Here is a 14,739-nt window from a genome sequence, read left to right as displayed (position 1 = left end):
ACAGCGTTTGTTCGTGGGTTCCGGCGGCGTTCAGTGATCATCTGCACTCTGGATGTTCACGGGAAATAGCGGCAGCGGCAGCGTCGTGGGCGTCCCGCTCGTAGACCTGCTTCGCAGATCGTCGTGATCGTTCCGCGGAAAAGGAGCCGTGCTGTCTGCGGCAGAGATGACACCATGCGGTGTCATGGCAGATGACAGCACCAGTGCGTTTCAGGCGGGCCAGACGGGGCTCATCGTCCGGATCCCGGAGGCGGAGCCGGCCGTCCGTGGGTGGCGTGAACGGCTCGACCCCTCAGCCCAGGCCGGGGTCCCAGCCCACGTCACCGTGCTCTTCCCGTTCCTTGAGGAGAGCCGAATAGATGCGCTCGTCTACTCCGCTCTCGCGGATGTGCTGGGCAGCCATCAGGCCTTTGACCTGCGGTTCGAGAGATGTGGACGGCTCCCGGAAGTGCTGTATCTCGTTCCCGAGCCTGACACGCAGTTGCGGCAGCTCACGGAGGCAATCGCTGATCGTTGGCCTGAGGCTCCGCCGTATGGCGGCCGGTTCGCCGAGATCGTGCCGCACCTGACCATCGCTCAAGGGCAGGAAGACGCCGTCTTGGAGGAGATCGAGGCTGACCTCGCCGGAAGGCTCCCGTTCACGTCTCACGTCTCGCGGTTGAACTCATGGTGCACGACGGCGTGAAGTGGCAAGAACGGGCGTCGTTCGCACTCGGAGAATGAAGCAGGTCATGAGGCTTGGCTGGTCCGCTGCCTTTGGGCAGCGGACCAGCAGAGGGCTCCCGTCAGCTGGCTTCAGCGTGCTCGGCGCGGGCTCGGGTGCTGGCGAGCCGGTAGGAGTCGGTGCCGGTTTCGATGATGGTGCCGTTGAAGGTGAGGCGGTCGACGATGGCCGCGCAGAGGCGGGGGTCGGTGAAGGTCTTGGTCCAGCCGCCGAAGGACTCGTTGGAGGCGATGGCGACGCTGTTCTTCTCCTCGCGTTCGGTCAGGACCTGGAAGAGGACGGCGCCGCGGCGGTCGAGTTCCATGTAGCCGAGCTCATCAATACAGAGCAGGTCGACGCGGCCGTAGCGGGCGATCGTCTTGGTCAGCTGCTTCTCGTCGGCTGCCTCGACGAGCTCGTTGACCAGCTTGGTCGCCAGCACGTACTTGACCCGGTAGCCGGCCATGGCGGCCTCGGTGCCGAGCGCGATCAGCATGTGGGACTTTCCGGTGCCGGAGTCGCCGATCAGGCAGAGCGGCTGGCTCTTCTTGATCCATTCGCAGCTGGCGAGGGTGGGATGGCGGCTGCGTCGATGTTGGGGTTCGCGTCGAAGTCGAAGGTCCGCAGGGACTTGTCCCGGGGGAAGCCTGCTGCCTTGATCCGCCGTTCCGAAGGGCGCCGGGCCCGGTCGTCGCACTCGGCCATCAGGAGTTCGGCGAGGAAGCCGCGGTAGGTCATCTGGTCCTTCATCGCCCGGTCGGCGATGTCGGCGAACTCGTTCCTGATCGACGGAAGCCGCAGCAGGCGGCAGGCGGTGTCGATGGCCGTGTTGGCGGCCTGCTCGGTCAGCCCTCGCTGGCGGGGCAGGGTCACTGTGCTTCTCCCTCGCGGTGTTCACCGCCGCTGGCGCGACGGCGTCGGAGCAACTGGTCGTAGTGGGTCACCGAGGGCAGGGCCTGGTGTCGGGGGGAAGGTGCGCGAGCCGCCACTCGTGCAGAAACGTCACCGTCGCCTCACCGGCGGCTCCAGCCGACGACGCGAGTCCGGCCGGCTCGTCCTCCGCCTGGGCGGCCTTGCGGGCCTCCAGCGCGACCGCGTCCGCGGTCAGAGCTCCGGCCCGCAGGGCAGTGGCCAGCCCGGCGACGAGATGTTCGTGAGAGACGTGGCGGCCCAGCAGCAGCACCTCGATCAGTGCCCTCGTGCCGGCGGTGTCTCCGTGGGCCTTGACCGCCGCGGCCCACCAGGCGTCATGGACCGGGGTGAACTTGCCCGCGGAACGGGCCTGTTCGAGCGCGGTAGCGCCGGGGAAGGCACCCGGTTTGCGGATCAGGGCCTCGAGGTAGTGGTCCAGATCCAGGCGGCAGCCGCCCTTCGCGATCAGACGCTCATGCCGGGCCACTTCCACGTTCCTGTCGTAAACCACCAGGTGGGAGGCATGCAGCATCAACCTGACCCGCTTGCCGATCAGCCGGACCGGCACCGAGTACCGGTTCGTGCGGACCGCGATCTGGCTGTAGCGGTCGACCCTCGGAGTGAACAGCCGGCCCGTCTCGAACGGCTCCTCAGGCAGCGGCATCAGCAGCGGCCGCTCGACCTGGAAGTACTCGTTGATCGTCCGGGGCCGCGAACCGATCCGGCGCCGTCCGTCGCGCAGATCCCACTGATCGACCAGTTCGTTCAGCTCGGCCAGCGAGTCGACCTCGGGCACCGGGGTGAAGTGGTTGCGGCGGAAGTAGCCGATCTGGCCCTCCACTCCGCCCTTCTCGTGGGCGCCCTCGATGCCCGGACGGCAGTAGAAACTCTCGATCGCGAAGTGCGACCTGAACGCGATCCACCGGTCGGCCTCCACCCTGGCCCGGCTCAGCCCCAGCACCCGGGCGACGGCGGCCTTCAGGTTGTCGTAGCGGACCTTGCTCCGTGGGACGCCGCCCAGCGTCCGAAGCGCGTGAACGTGCCCCTCGAAGAAGGCCTCCTGGCCGCAGGACGCGAAGACGCGGTGGACGGCCTTGCCCGAGTAGGACAGGCGGAAGGAGAACAAATAGCAGGTCACAAGCTCGCCTGCGAGCCGGATGGTCACGTCGCCGAAGTCGGCCTCGGCCTCCATGCCGGGCTGGTGGGTCTGCGGCACGAACGCCTAGACCGGCGCCTTCCCCGACTCGACGAGGATCTGCGGCTTCCGGTCGGAGACGTAGCGGCGGACCATCTGGTAAGAGACGTCCGCCGCGTGCTCCTCGACCAGGCGATGGAAGATCCGCGTGATCGTGTGCCGCTGCTTGCGCGGCGCGTCCAGATCCGCCTGGAGCATCCCGTCGATCACCAGCTTGTAGGGGTCCAACGCGGTCGGCCTCGGCGGCAGCTGCTTCCGCGGCTCCGGCCAGACCGAGTCCACGGCCTTGCGGACCGTCCGCCACGACACGTTGTACTTGCGCTCGATCTCCCGGATCTTCATGCCGCCGCGGTGGTCACGCCGGATCGCCGCGTACAGCTCGACCTTCGACATCTGCGGCATGACCAGGCCCTTTCACCAGGAGCATCCCGATGCTGCCCTGGCAAGAACCCCAGTGACTTCAAAACTCGTGAACATCACCCGACCGTGGATCCGGGTGCCTGCCAAACCCATGAACAACTGACTTCACAACCCGTGAACAAAGCCACCCGGGACCCCACCGACGGCCGGGGCCGCTCATTGAGAGGTGCGAGTAGATCGCTGAGTAGGACAACGCCGGCGAGGTCGTCTGCACGAATCCGTACGACTCACCCGGGATCACGAATGAATCGCATCTGGGCCGGCATCGATGCTGGCAAGGGCCACCACCACTGCTTCGTCATCGACGGAGAGGGCACCAAGCTGTTATCGAGGCGGGTGGCCAATGACGAGCCTGACCTCTTGCAGCTGATCACCGACGTTCTCGCCCCGGGCGACGAGGTGATCTGGGCTATCGACCTGGCCGACGGCGGGGCTGAGCTGGTCATTGCTCTCCTGTTCAATCACGACCAGCAGGTTCTCTACATCCCCGGGCGGACGGTGAACCGGGCCACGGCCGGATACCGCGGCGAGGGCAAGACCGATGCCCGTGACGCGCACGTCATCGCCGACCAGGCCCGCATGCGCCGCGATCTGCAGCCGATCAGGCCCGGCGACGAAGCCATCATCGAGCTCCGTCTGTTCACCGGTCGCTGTGCCGACCTGGTCTGCGACCGCACTCGAGCCGTAAACCGCCTTCGCGGCCTCCTGACTGGCATCTTCCCTGCGTTCGAGCGCGCCCTCGACCTGGGCAACCACGGTCCCTTGGTTCTCCTCACCGGCTACCAGACACCAGCTGCCATCCGCCGCCTCGGCGCCAGCCGCCTCGAGCAGTGGCTGCGGAACCGGAAGCTGCGCTGGTGCGGAGCCCTGGCCCGCACAGCGATGGAGGCCGCCGAACGGCAGCACACCAGCGTCGCTGGAGAGAAGACGGTCGCGGTAATGGTCGCCACCCTCGCCCGCGAAGTGATCGTGCTCAACGAGAAGATCAACGAGATCGACCGGCAGATCGAGACTCCTTCCACGCCCACAAGCAGGCCGTCATCGTTGCCAGCATGCCCGGGATCGGCAACCTGCTCGGAGCCGAGATCCTGGCCGCAATCGGCGGCGACATGGATCTCTTCGGCAGCCCTGACCGCCTGGCGACGTACGCCGGCCTGGCACCGGCGCCCTGGGACTCAGGCAAAGTCAGCGGCAATCGTCACCGCCCCAAGCGCTACCACCGACGTCTTCAACGGGCCCTGTTCCTGGCAGCCATGAGCAGCATCACCTGCTGCTCGGAGTCACGCCGGTACTACGACCGCAAACGAGCCGAGGGCAAGAGGCACTCCCAAGCGGTCCTGGCGCTGGCCAGGCGACGAGTCAACGTCCTGTGGGCACTTCTCCGAGACCAACGGCCCTACGAACTCACACCACCAGCGGCAGCTGCTCAATAGGACTCCTCGCCAATCGCAAACCTGATCGGCCAAGGCCGACCTCTGAGGGAGAATCCCCTCAGCATTGACCCATAAGGCCGGGGAGGCCCCTGTGATCACACAAGGAGTGCAGGTCACAGGCAGGTGCAGTGCCTGCGGAGGCACGGCGACCTGTGATGTCGGTCAGTTCTTCCACCGCGGCATGCTCCGCTGGGGCACCGAAGGACGATGCGCAGATTGCCCGAATGCGTGGTGCGAGCAAGACAGCGGCCCCGTTACACCCGAGAACATTCGACAAGCTCTGCTACAGGTACACGGGCCCGCGCGGCTTCGCCTGTCTGGAGACGTGCCCAGCCTCGTTCCCGTGCTGCAGGCCCTCCGGGACGCACGGGAACTATCCCTTGGCGAAGCACGAGCACAGGCCAGTCAACTCGCCCAGAACGGTCTCACCGGCACGCTCGTCGAGATGGAGGTCCTGGCGCTTCGCCTTCGGAGACGTGCCGTCGAAGTGACCGTCGCACCAGCCGGGTGATTTCGTCCGGACGGCACCTGATGCGGCTTGACAACGGCATTGAAACGTCTTTCTGGTCCGTGTACCCGCAGCGCTGTCTTGAGTCATGCAGCGCCGGGGCGCCGCTTGGTGGTGCGCCCGGCCGGCCGGGTGTCAGGGGCGGTTGTTCTTTACGGCGAGGTGGGCGAGGGTGATGGTCTCCCGGCTGGCTTTGGTGATCCGTTCGCTGCTGTCGAGGATGGCGGTGATGGCGGCTTGGCGTAGGAGGCGGGCGAGACTGCCGATGCGTCCGCCGGTGCGGGTGTGGAGGTACGCCGGCGCGCCCCGTGCGGCTGGAGGGCTTGGTGGCGCGGTGCTCGACCAGGCGCCACAGGCCAGGCGGCGGTAGCGGGCCCGTGACAACGACTCCTCGCCCTGGCCGCCGGCATCTGGCACAACTGGACCACCAACGCCAAGATCAAACGATCCCTGATTCGCCTACGACCACAGAGAACATCGGACTCACTCTTCAGGCCGCCGGGCCGGGGGGCCGCGCTGTCGGTGCCGTCTTTTACGCTCCCTGCCCATGAACAGCATGAACTCCGGATCCGGCGCGGCCGCCAGCCCCGAGGCCTGCCTCGCGCTGATCGATGGCCTCGCCGTACGGCCCTTTCCCGAGACGGTGTTCCAGGACGCCACCGGGGACGGCGGCCCGGACCACCTGATCCGCGTCCTGCACCGGAGCCGGGACTTCTGGGACGGCCAGGACCCGCACGTGTGGGAACAGGTGGACGCGGAGCTGAGTGCCTGCCTGGACGCCCTGATCGCGGTGTGCACCGCGCGCTGGGGCGATCCGCTCGTCGTGGACCTCTGGGCCGGGTACGGGGACGGTGGCAGGGAGGACCTGCCCGAGCCGTTCTGCACCCTCAGCCAGGTGACCATGAGCATGCACGCCTGGCCGCTCCCCGGCGGCGGCCGCTGGCTCGGCCTGGTCCTCGGCCAGGCCGACAAGGAACTCCCCATGGAACTCCTGGCCGCGGTCGGCCTGCCGGCCGCGTTGGACGGCGTACGGGACGGCGGGTCCGCGGACAGCGCCTGATCCGTCAGGGCCCAGCCGCCGGTGTGGTCGGCGGCGGGCCTCGATGAGCCGCACTCGGTCCAAGCGCCTTGACGGATCACCCGCAACATCACGGTTCCCCTGTTTCACCTGGTCGGGATAACGTGTCGACCGCTCAGCCGTTCCGGTGCGCAGGCGATCAAGGGGCGGTCGGACCACGGCTGTTTGGTGCACATCAGGAGCGCGGGGGGTGGCAGTGCTGTTGGAACGCACGGAGGTGCAGACGTTCCTGGCTTTGGCCGAGGAGCTGCACTTCGGGCGGGTCGCGGAGCAGCTCGGTCTGACGACCGGTCGGATCAGCCAGACCATCAAGAAACTGGAACGACGGATCGGCGCGCCGCTGTTCGAGCGCAACAGCCGCCAGGTCAGCTTGACCCCACTCGGCCGTGACCTGGCCACGGATCTGGCTCCACTGGTGCATGGCATGGACGAGGCGGTCCGCAGGGCGATGGACCGCGCGCGCGGCACCACTGGCCTGTTGCGAGCGGGATTCCTGGGGGCAGCGGCCGGGCAGCTGCTCCTCAAGGCCCTCGAACTCTTCGCCATCCGCCACCCCGACTGCAAGGTGACCATCCACGAGAACCAGATCCACGAAGCCATGACGCGGTTGCACAGTGGTGAGCTGGACGTCCTCATCACGGCCTTCCCCGTCTCCGAGGCGGTTGCCGGGCCGGTTCTGCTGTCGGAGGCCCGTGTCCTGGCCGTGCCGGCCCGATCGTTGTGGGCAGCGCATGCGTCGGTGTCGGTCGAAGTACTCGCCGAACAACCCGTGATCCAGATGCCGCTCGACATGCCCCAGGAACTGCGCCACGAGCGCACGCCCACCCATACACCTGCAGGCAGGCCCGTGCCATGCGGGCCGACAGCCGCTACCTTCCCGGAGGTGTTGGCCCTGGTCGCCGCGGGGAAGGGTGTCTTCCCGGTCGGCGAGCACGCCCAGCGGTTCTACCCGCGCCCCGATGTCGCCTACGTGACCCTCAACGACGCCGCACCCGTCCAGTGGGGCCCGGTTTGGCTGGAGAGCAACGTCAGCACTCGTCTGCGTGCGTTCGTCCAAGCCGCCGTCGACGCCAACGTCTGACATCCTCACCTCGGTGTTGGCTGAACCCCCGGTCGATGTGGGGCTGAGGCCGGGGCCTCCGGAAGAACCGGGTCACAGTGGTGAATTGGCTTCGGCCATCGCCGTGGGGCGATGGGGGCGGGTCCTGGTGCGCTCGGCCCAGCGGACGGCCGGCCCCATGGCGGTCCCCGCCGCGGCGAAGAGAGCACCGAGCAGGAGCCAGCCGAGCGCGCCCCAGCCGAGGAGCAGGGTGGTCAGGGCCAGCGGACCGAGCATTCTGGCGACGGCCTGCCCGGTGGCGAAGAAGCCTTGGTACTGGCCTTGCTTGTCGGCGGGAGCCAGCCCGAAGCTGATCTCCCAGGCGCCCGAGGCGAGCATCATCTCGCCGAGGACTTGCAGACCTGCCGCCGCCAGGAGGATCAGCCCGGTGATCCAGGCGGTGGACCCGGTCGCTGAGAGGGCGAAGACGGCACAGGCGGCGAACATGACGAGGCCCGCGTGACGCACGGCCCGTGAGGCGCTCTTGAGACCTTTCACCCGCCGCGCGACCCGGACCTGGAAAGCGACCACGCTGAGGGTGTTGAGCATCAGCAGCGCGGAGACCGTCCATGTGGGCGCCTGGGTCTGCTGCACGATCCACAGCGGGATCACCAGGCTGATCAGTGGCATGTAGAACAGCATGACCGCATTGATGATCGTGACGGCCGCGTACGGGCGATCACGCAGGACCACGAGCCGGGGCTTCCCCGGCCCCGGCGTCGCCGGGACGAGCACGGGCAGACGGCTCAGGACGAGCCCCGCGGTCACGAAGCTCACGGCGTCCATCACGAGGACGGCCAGGTAGGCCTCGTGCGTGTCGGAATGCAGGGCGAGCCCGCCGAGTGCGGCGCCGACGGCCAGGCCGGCGTTCGTCGTCGACTGCAGGAAGGCACGCACCTCCGTGCGCCTGTCCTGTTCCACCAGCCCGGCCAGCAGTGCCTGCCGGGCTGCGGTGAGCCCGCACTGGCAGCTCGCGTAGAGCACGGCGGCCACCGCGAACAGCGGCAAGGAGCGCACGAACAGGAACGAGGCCACTGCGGTCGCCGTGGCCAGCGCCAGCACGACGGCGGTCCCGCGTGCGCCGCGCCGGTCGGCCAGGTTCCCCAGGGGGACCCCGGCCACCGAACCGACTGCCCAGCCCAAAGTCAGGCCGAACCCGATCTCGGCGGGGGTCAGGCCCACGACCCTGGCGAAGTAGAGAGCGGACGTGACGTAGAAGGCGCCGTCCCCGATCGAATTCATCAGCTGGGCCACCGCCAGCACGCGCGGCGGCTTCATGCGTTCTTGCAGGACGCGTGGACCGTGCGGGCGATCACGCCGATCCGGTTCCGGGCGTTGACGGCGGTGGCCGCCGCGGCTTTTTTGGCGGATCGCCGACGCCTGGTGCCGTGTGCCGGCTTTACACGCTGTCGTCGGCTCGGCGCCGTGCAGGTCCCGGCAGACGTCCTTCGCGAGCGTGTCCACATCAACACGTCGGTTCATCTCAGTCTCCTTCACTGCTGCGGCCAACCGATTGGATGAGGATCTTCAGGAGCTCGTCGAGGGCGTCACCCATGACGTTGTGGCCGGAGCGGACGGCGTGGACCCGCCAGGAGGGATCGGTCAGCAGACGCCGGTAGAGGGACTCGAACGGGGAGGGCGTCTGCCAGCCGGTTGCGTAGACGTAGTCCTTGCGGGCCAACGCCGACAGGTCGTTCCGCAGCCGGATGGACTGGAGGAGGGAGGCCAGAGGATGGGGGGTGGCACGCGGGTCGAAGAAGGGCAGGGGAACACTGGAGTAGCCGGTTCGATCGACGCCGTTGAGGTACCAGGCTCGTTCCTGTTCCGTGACCAGGGACCAGCACGAGTCACCGTCCTGGGGGACCATGGCGTCGATGTAGACCAGACCACGAACCCGGTCGGGGACCCGGTCGGCGACTCCGGTGATGACCATGCCGCCGTAGCTGTGGCCGACCAGGACGGCGTCGGTGATCTGCTCGTCTTCCAGCAGGTTCAGCACGTCCTGCAGGTGGGTGTCCAGGTTGACCGTTCCGGTGAGCAGGTGCTTGCGCTCGCCGAGGCCGGTCAACGTGAGAGCGTGGGCCTCATGGCCGTGTGCGCGCAGTCGCCGGGCCAGCGGCTGGAAGGTCCAGGAGCCGTGCCAGGCACCAGGCACCAGGACGAAGGTCGCCATCAGGGCCGCCCCACGACCAGGACGATCTTTCCGCGGGTCCGGCCACTGTGGGTGAGCTCGTGCGCCTGGGCCGCTCGCTCCAAGGGCAGGCAGGCGGCGATCTCGGGGCGTAGCTGGCCGGCCTTGACGAGCGAGACGAGCTGCCGCAGTCCTTCCTGGTCGGCTTCGACGATCATGAACTGGGTGCGCAGCCCCAGCGGCCGTGCCACCTGGGCGAGTGCCGCTTCGGCCGGAGATGCGAGCGAGACGAGGAGGCCACCGGGGCGCAAGGTCTTCAGTGAGCGCGGCCCGTACTCGCCTCCGATCGTGTCGATGACGACGTCGACATCGTGAACTGCGGAGGTGAAGTCGGTCCCGGTGTAGTCGATGACCTCATCGGCGCCCAGGCCGCGTACGAAAGCGTGGTTGGCCGATCGGGCGGTGCCGATGACGTAGGCACCACGTGCCTTGGCGATCTGGACGCCCAGATGCCCGACTCCGCCCGCCGCGGCGTGGATCAGCACCCGCTGTCCGGGGCGCACCTCGGCGGTGTCGACCAACGCCTGCCACGCGGTGAGACCGGCCAGGGGCAAGGCGGCGGCTTGAGTGTGGGAGATGTCGGACGGCTTGTGGACCAGATGACGAGCCGGGGAGGTCACGTACTGGGCGTACGTACCGGCGGGCTGCGGATGGCGTGGCATCCCGAACACCTCGTCTCCGGGCGCAAGGGTCGTGACACCCGCTCCGATGGCCTCCACCACGCCCGACACGTCCCAGCCCAACCTGATGGGGACGTCACCGCCCGACAGACCACCGCTGGAACGGTGCCAGGAGTCGGTCGGATTGACCCCTGCCGCCACCACCCGCACGAGCACCTCGGCGGGCCCCGCCTGTGGCCGCTCCGTCTCCACCACCTTCAACACTCCGGGACCGCCGAAAGCGTCCTGGCCGATCGCCCGCATCATCATGATTCCCCCTGTTTCAGCTGGTCGGGACAACGTGTCCACCACTCAACCGCCCCGCTGCACAAGCCATCAAGGCACGATCGGAACAGGAGCGTTTAGCAGAACTCAAGGGCTCGGGCAGTGGCCGTGCCGGGGGGACGCACGGAGGCGCACACCTTCCCGGCGCTGGCCGAGGAGCTGCCCCTTGGCCGGCTCGCCCAGCGGCTCGGCCTGGCTAGCGGCTGCGATCAGCGGAAATGGCTGTGACCGCGCTTCCGTGATGACTACGGCTGGATGAGGTACGGCGTCTGCTGTTGGCCCGATGGAACGCATTGAGGCTGAGCTGTTCACGATTCGTGCAACGACGCGGTCGTCCGTCTGGCCCCACGGCACTTCCGAGGGACGCTGATCCAGGGTGACTCGCTGTCGATCATCCGCGGCGACGTTGCCGAAATCGTGGAGGCCTGCGCCCACAGCGACGTCGAGGCCCCGGGCTTGCAGGCCGAGCTGGAAGGTGGCAGCGTCGCCGTATCCGGCGTCCGCGATGGCCAGTGGCACCTCCTGGCCGCTCCTGGATGTGTTTCGACAAGAGGGATGCGTGCACGGCCCCTGCCTTTGCGACTGCGGCGGACCTACCTTGCCGTTGGTCAGCTGGCTCCGAACGTGATCGTCCGGACAAGTCCCGGGCGCGCCGCAGCGGTTATGGCCTGTCCGGCTCATTGATGGCAGTCGCGACCTCGTGCGCGGTGTGGGCGAAGGCGCGTACGCGGGCGGTCTCGCGGGTGGCTCGCCAGACCAGGCCCCATTCGAGGGGTGCGGCGTCGTGGAAGGGCACGTAGGTGACGTCAGGCCGGACGTAGAACCGCATCGCCCGACCGCCCTCCGGGTACACGCCCTTTCCGGCTCCGACGAGTGCGAGCTGTCCCAGGAAGGTCTCGGAGCCCGGGACGTGTTCGATGGGCCGCCCGCTCGGCGTGTGTCGGGGGGAGTGGAACTCGTCCCAGACCTCCAGCATGGTGGCGGGGTTCCGCAGCAGCTTGACCTGGGCGAGGTCCTCGAGGGACAGCGATGAGCGGCGTGCGAAGGGGTGCTGAGAGGACACTGCGAGCACTTTCGGCTCGGTGAACAGCACAGGCCCGCAGGCGAGGTCGGGGTGGTCGGCCGGATAGCGGGCCAGCTCCACGTCGACCTGATCGGTCTGCAGCATGGAGAGGCCGTTGTGGAGCTGCAGCTCCACGATCTCCACCTGGCAGTCGGGGTACTGGCGGCGGAACGCGTCGCTCACCGTGTGCAGGAAGAGCGCCGAATCGGATCCGAAGAACCCGACGCGCAGGACACCGACGATGCCGCGGCCGGCGGCTATGGCGTTGCGGACCGCCTGCTGGATCTGCTCGTGAGCGGGGCCGATGTCCTGCCGGAGTCGCGCACCGATGGCGGTGAGAGCGACACGGCGGCTGGTCCGCTCGAACAGGGGCACGCCGATGCGGCGTTCCAGCCTTCTGATGGTCTTGCTGATGTGCGCCGTGGACACGTGCAGCCGGTCGGCGGTCCAGCCGAAGTGTAGTTCTTCGGCGAGCGTGAGGAACGCCTCGATCTCGTACCGCTCCATGCGCCCCCCTGATCATTGACTCGAGGTTAACAACCCTTGCCCACCTGCGCATTGTTCCCTCAAGCAGGCTCGCGGCACGCTTACGTACGTCCGGACCGGGTGTCCGGCGGCTGTCGGAATCGTCAGTGGCGCAGGTCGCGTGGCCGCACCTTCCACAGAGCCCGGTTCTTCGGTGTCCGGTGTCCGGCAGGCAAGAACGAAAGAACGGGAAGAGATCATGAGCAAGGTCTGGTTCGTCACCGGTTCGTCGCGGGGTCTGGGCCGCAACTTCGTCGAGGCAGCCCTGTCCCGCGGCGACAAGGTCGCCGCGACCGCCCGGAACGCCGGAAGCCTCGACGAACTGGTCACCGAGTACGGCGGCGCGGTACTCCCGCTCGCACTCGACGTCACCGACAAGGAGGCCGTCCTCGAGACCGTGAAGCGGGCCAAGGAGCACTTCGGCCGTCTCGACGTGATCGTGAACAACGCCGGCTATGCCCAGATAGGCGCGATCGAGGAATTGACTGAACAGCACCTGCGCGACCAGTTCGAGACCAACATGTACGGTGCGGTGTGGGTGATTCAGGCCGCACTGCCCCACCTCCGCGAGCAGGGTGCGGGGCACATCATCCAGCTGTCCTCTGTGGCAGGGCTCATCTCCATGCCGCTCGGCGGCGCGTACCAGGCCTCCAAGTGGGCTCTGGAAACCCTGAACGAAACCCTCGCCGCCGAGGTCGCCGAATTCGGCATCAAGGTGACGGTGATCGAGCCCGCCGGCTTCGCCACCAGGTCCGGCAAGAACCCCAACCCCCTCGACAACGGCCATATGGCCGAGGCCAACCCCGTCTACGCGGGTCTGCGTGAGCGCCTCGCGAAGGTCATGGGCAAGCAGCCCGCCGGCGACCCGGCCGCCGCGGCCCGGACACTCCTCAAGATCGTCGACTCCGACAACCCGCCCCTGCGGGTCCTCTTCGGCCAGGGCTTCTACCCGATGCTCCAGCAGGTCTACGCCGACCGGCTCAAGACCTGGGCCGACGGGCAGGACCTTTCCGCGGAGGCCCACGGCACACTCGGACAAGAAGCCGGGTGACCCTCGGTCCGAGGGCCTGTCGGCTGGAGACAGCGGCAACGGCACAGCCCTCGGGGCACACGCACAGATGAAGTCGCCCCGGGGGTGGTCGCCCCGGGGCGGCTCGCGCAACGTTCTCAATCCGTTGGCGCGGACGCGTCGCAGGCGCTGGCGATTGCCTGAGCGTCCCAGTAGAACGGTCGGACCTCTGTGCTCTGTCCGTCCTTGACCGTGATCGTTTGGCAGGACTGGAAAGCTGAGTTCACGGCCGGTCGCGCGAGCGCGAGCACGGACTTGAGTGAGCACGACCGCAGTCTCACCGGTGGCAAGAAGCTCCTGCTCCACCATGTCGAATGTCTCCCAGACCTGCCCCATCGCAAGGAAGAACTGCGTCATTGCGTCGTGCCCGCGCCACGTACCTCCGTAGGGCAGAGCACCCGCTTGATGCAGCTCGACGTTCGCCAGTCCGCCGGCGACGGCCTCGGTCGCGAAGATCCTTCGGCGGTCGTGCGGCGTGAAGTGCAGGGGTTCTCCTGTCGGGTCGGTGAGGCCAGCTCGGGCGAGGGTGTCGTTGAGTAGCTGGTAGAGCGTGTTCGTGCTGATGACGTCGCGTTTCCAGCCGATCCGGCGCTGGAAGAGGTGCGGCAGCGGTGGCCCGGTGACCAGCTCGTGGTAGTCGTCGCGCGCGACGAGAGGGATCGTGCCGGCGTTGTCCCCGCGGAGCCGGGTGATCACGGTGGCGAGGACGCTGGCGAGCTCGGGGCTGACCAGCAGAGCCGTTCCTCGTTTCCCTTCGACGGGATGATCTGCAACAGGGGCGCGATCTCGCCGGTGTCGGGGAGCCGGTAGGCCACCAGCGCGAGGTGGGTGATCTCCAGCAGCTCCTCCAGCCGCACGCCCGTGTGCCGGAGCGTCTCGATGATGGCCCAGGCCCAGAACGCCTCGTCCTCGTCACGGGTGACGTCGAACTGCTCCGTCGTGGCCATGTCCTCGATCAGCACCTCTCCGGCCGGTACTGGAAGTGCGTCTTGGTTCGGTCCTCCCGGCGGCTGATGCGGCGATAGCACCGGCCTTCGTAGTCGAAGACCTCTCCGGCGGCGGCTACTTGGGCTGCGACCCGCAGTTCTGCGCAGGGCTCCGTAACAGCACCATCAGCTGGACCGCCTCGAAATCCGGCTGCCAACCGCAGGCCGTGATGGCAGAGTGCGGCCATGGTTTTCCTACGTTGTGAAGCGGTCCGATGGGTCGATGACGAACCCCAGCCCGGCCTGGTCGAGGTCCGCTTCACCGACGCCCACCATCAGCAATGGACCTTCATCGAAAAGTGGCCCCGCTTCGGCGGCGAGGACCTTCACCCCGACTCCAGCTATCCCGTCGAGGTGGGAATCCTCTGCGACATCCTGGACAGCGTCAGCTCGGGCGTCACGGACATGGTCAAGATCTCCGTTACCCCTTGGGGAGTCGAATCGCTCGAAGGATGCACTGAGTTCGAAGTTCGGGCTGATCAATTGACCACCAGCTGAGGTTCACCATCACTAGGCCCCGCCGACCTGACGGTCGGCGGGGCCCACGCATGCTCGCACGATCCCCACCTTCCCCACACTGTTCAAGCGGCAACGAAGTGAGGCGAAGAGCGAC

11 protein-coding genes and 4 pseudogenes are annotated in these 14,739 nt (G+C 67.7%); 6 read left to right on the top strand and 9 right to left on the bottom strand.

Annotation, left to right across the window (positions count from 1 at the left end):
• Window positions 1-184: 184 nt before the first annotated feature.
• Window positions 185-685, top strand: a complete 501-nt coding sequence (locus tag AB0D44_RS29350) for a 2'-5' RNA ligase family protein (protein WP_362596408.1) — start codon at window positions 185-187, stop codon at window positions 683-685.
• 100 nt (window positions 686-785) lie between these two features.
• Here the strand turns inward: AB0D44_RS29350 and istB are convergent.
• Window positions 786-1,576: pseudogene (gene istB / locus AB0D44_RS29345) on the bottom strand (IS21-like element helper ATPase IstB).
• Window positions 1,573-3,203, bottom strand: a pseudogene (istA, locus tag AB0D44_RS29340) (IS21 family transposase). Before istA ends, istB begins: the two co-directional pseudogenes overlap by 4 nt.
• A gap of 270 nt (window positions 3,204-3,473) precedes the next feature.
• Between istA and AB0D44_RS29335 the strand changes: the two are divergent.
• Window positions 3,474-4,663 (top strand): annotated as a pseudogene (locus AB0D44_RS29335) (IS110 family transposase).
• Between the two features lie 643 nt (window positions 4,664-5,306).
• Here the strand turns inward: AB0D44_RS29335 and AB0D44_RS29330 are convergent.
• Window positions 5,307-5,588 carry a hypothetical protein gene (locus AB0D44_RS29330; protein WP_362596406.1) on the bottom strand — a complete coding sequence of 94 codons (282 nt, stop codon included), beginning with the start codon at window positions 5,586-5,588 and terminating at the stop codon, window positions 5,307-5,309.
• Between the two features lie 130 nt (window positions 5,589-5,718).
• Between AB0D44_RS29330 and AB0D44_RS29325 the strand changes: the two genes are divergently transcribed.
• On the top strand, window positions 5,719-6,231 hold the full coding sequence (locus AB0D44_RS29325) for a hypothetical protein (RefSeq protein ID WP_362596404.1): 513 nt from the start codon (window positions 5,719-5,721) through the stop codon (window positions 6,229-6,231).
• 208 nt (window positions 6,232-6,439) lie between these two features.
• Window positions 6,440-7,330 carry a LysR family transcriptional regulator gene (locus AB0D44_RS29320; protein WP_362596402.1) on the top strand — a complete coding sequence of 297 codons (891 nt, stop codon included), beginning with the start codon at window positions 6,440-6,442 and terminating at the stop codon, window positions 7,328-7,330.
• 72 nt (window positions 7,331-7,402) lie between these two features.
• Here AB0D44_RS29320 and AB0D44_RS29315 read toward each other — a convergent pair whose 3' ends face one another.
• The 4 genes from AB0D44_RS29315 to AB0D44_RS29300 form a co-directional block, all read right to left on the bottom strand.
• A complete protein-coding gene (locus AB0D44_RS29315; RefSeq protein ID WP_362596400.1) occupies window positions 7,403-8,830 on the bottom strand; it encodes an MFS transporter in 1,428 nt (475 codons plus the stop codon).
• A gap of 1 nt (window position 8,831) precedes the next feature.
• Window positions 8,832-9,521 (bottom strand): alpha/beta hydrolase, encoded by a 690-nt coding sequence (locus tag AB0D44_RS29310; protein ID WP_362596398.1) that lies wholly within the window; start codon window positions 9,519-9,521, stop codon window positions 8,832-8,834.
• Complete coding sequence (locus AB0D44_RS29305) at window positions 9,521-10,462, bottom strand: NADP-dependent oxidoreductase (RefSeq protein ID WP_362596445.1); 942 nt, start codon at window positions 10,460-10,462, stop codon at window positions 9,521-9,523. Before AB0D44_RS29305 ends, AB0D44_RS29310 begins: the two co-directional genes overlap by 1 nt.
• A 682-nt stretch (window positions 10,463-11,144) precedes the next feature.
• The gene (locus AB0D44_RS29300; RefSeq protein ID WP_362596396.1) at window positions 11,145-12,053 is read right to left on the bottom strand and encodes a LysR family transcriptional regulator; all 909 of its coding nucleotides are present in this window, start codon (window positions 12,051-12,053) and stop codon (window positions 11,145-11,147) included.
• 217 nt (window positions 12,054-12,270) lie between these two features.
• Here AB0D44_RS29300 and AB0D44_RS29295 point away from each other — a divergent pair, with 217 nt between their 5' ends.
• Window positions 12,271-13,122: an SDR family NAD(P)-dependent oxidoreductase gene (locus AB0D44_RS29295; RefSeq protein ID WP_362596394.1), complete on the top strand. Its 852-nt coding sequence runs from the start codon at window positions 12,271-12,273 to the stop codon at window positions 13,120-13,122.
• Between the two features lie 116 nt (window positions 13,123-13,238).
• Here AB0D44_RS29295 and AB0D44_RS29290 read toward each other — a convergent pair.
• Both AB0D44_RS29290 and AB0D44_RS29285 read right to left on the bottom strand, forming a co-directional pair.
• Window positions 13,239-13,626 (bottom strand): annotated as a pseudogene (locus tag AB0D44_RS29290) (nuclear transport factor 2 family protein).
• A 206-nt stretch (window positions 13,627-13,832) separates the two neighbouring features.
• Window positions 13,833-14,087 (bottom strand): hypothetical protein, encoded by a 255-nt coding sequence (locus AB0D44_RS29285; RefSeq protein WP_362596392.1) that lies wholly within the window; start codon window positions 14,085-14,087, stop codon window positions 13,833-13,835.
• A 225-nt stretch (window positions 14,088-14,312) separates the two neighbouring features.
• On the opposite strand from AB0D44_RS29285, the gene AB0D44_RS29280 reads away from it, so the two are divergent.
• Window positions 14,313-14,624: a hypothetical protein gene (locus AB0D44_RS29280; protein ID WP_362596390.1), complete on the top strand. Its 312-nt coding sequence runs from the start codon at window positions 14,313-14,315 to the stop codon at window positions 14,622-14,624.
• Window positions 14,625-14,739 lie beyond the last annotated feature (115 nt).

The sequence above is a fragment of the Streptomyces sp. NPDC048349 genome, assembly GCF_040651925.1.
Classification (GTDB): Bacteria; Actinomycetota; Actinomycetes; order Streptomycetales; family Streptomycetaceae; genus Streptomyces.
This window is presented reverse-complemented; position numbering and strand designations above follow the sequence as displayed.

What these genes read in the sequence shown, in the direction of transcription:
- AB0D44_RS29350 (WP_362596408.1), top strand. Translation starts at nt 185, where the DNA reads ATGGCAGATGACAGCACCAGTGCGTTTCAGGCGGGCCAGACGGGGCTC.
- AB0D44_RS29325 (WP_362596404.1), top strand. Translation starts at nt 5,719, where the DNA reads ATGAACAGCATGAACTCCGGATCCGGCGCGGCCGCCAGCCCCGAGGCC.
- AB0D44_RS29315 (WP_362596400.1), bottom strand. Translation starts at nt 8,830, where the DNA reads ATGAACCGACGTGTTGATGTGGACACGCTCGCGAAGGACGTCTGCCGG.
- AB0D44_RS29310 (WP_362596398.1), bottom strand. Translation starts at nt 9,521, where the DNA reads ATGGCGACCTTCGTCCTGGTGCCTGGTGCCTGGCACGGCTCCTGGACC.
- AB0D44_RS29305 (WP_362596445.1), bottom strand. Translation starts at nt 10,462, where the DNA reads ATGCGGGCGATCGGCCAGGACGCTTTCGGCGGTCCCGGAGTGTTGAAG.
- AB0D44_RS29300 (WP_362596396.1), bottom strand. Translation starts at nt 12,053, where the DNA reads ATGGAGCGGTACGAGATCGAGGCGTTCCTCACGCTCGCCGAAGAACTA.
- AB0D44_RS29295 (WP_362596394.1), top strand. Translation starts at nt 12,271, where the DNA reads ATGAGCAAGGTCTGGTTCGTCACCGGTTCGTCGCGGGGTCTGGGCCGC.
- AB0D44_RS29285 (WP_362596392.1), bottom strand. Translation starts at nt 14,087, where the DNA reads ATGGCCACGACGGAGCAGTTCGACGTCACCCGTGACGAGGACGAGGCG.
- AB0D44_RS29280 (WP_362596390.1), top strand. Translation starts at nt 14,313, where the DNA reads ATGGTTTTCCTACGTTGTGAAGCGGTCCGATGGGTCGATGACGAACCC.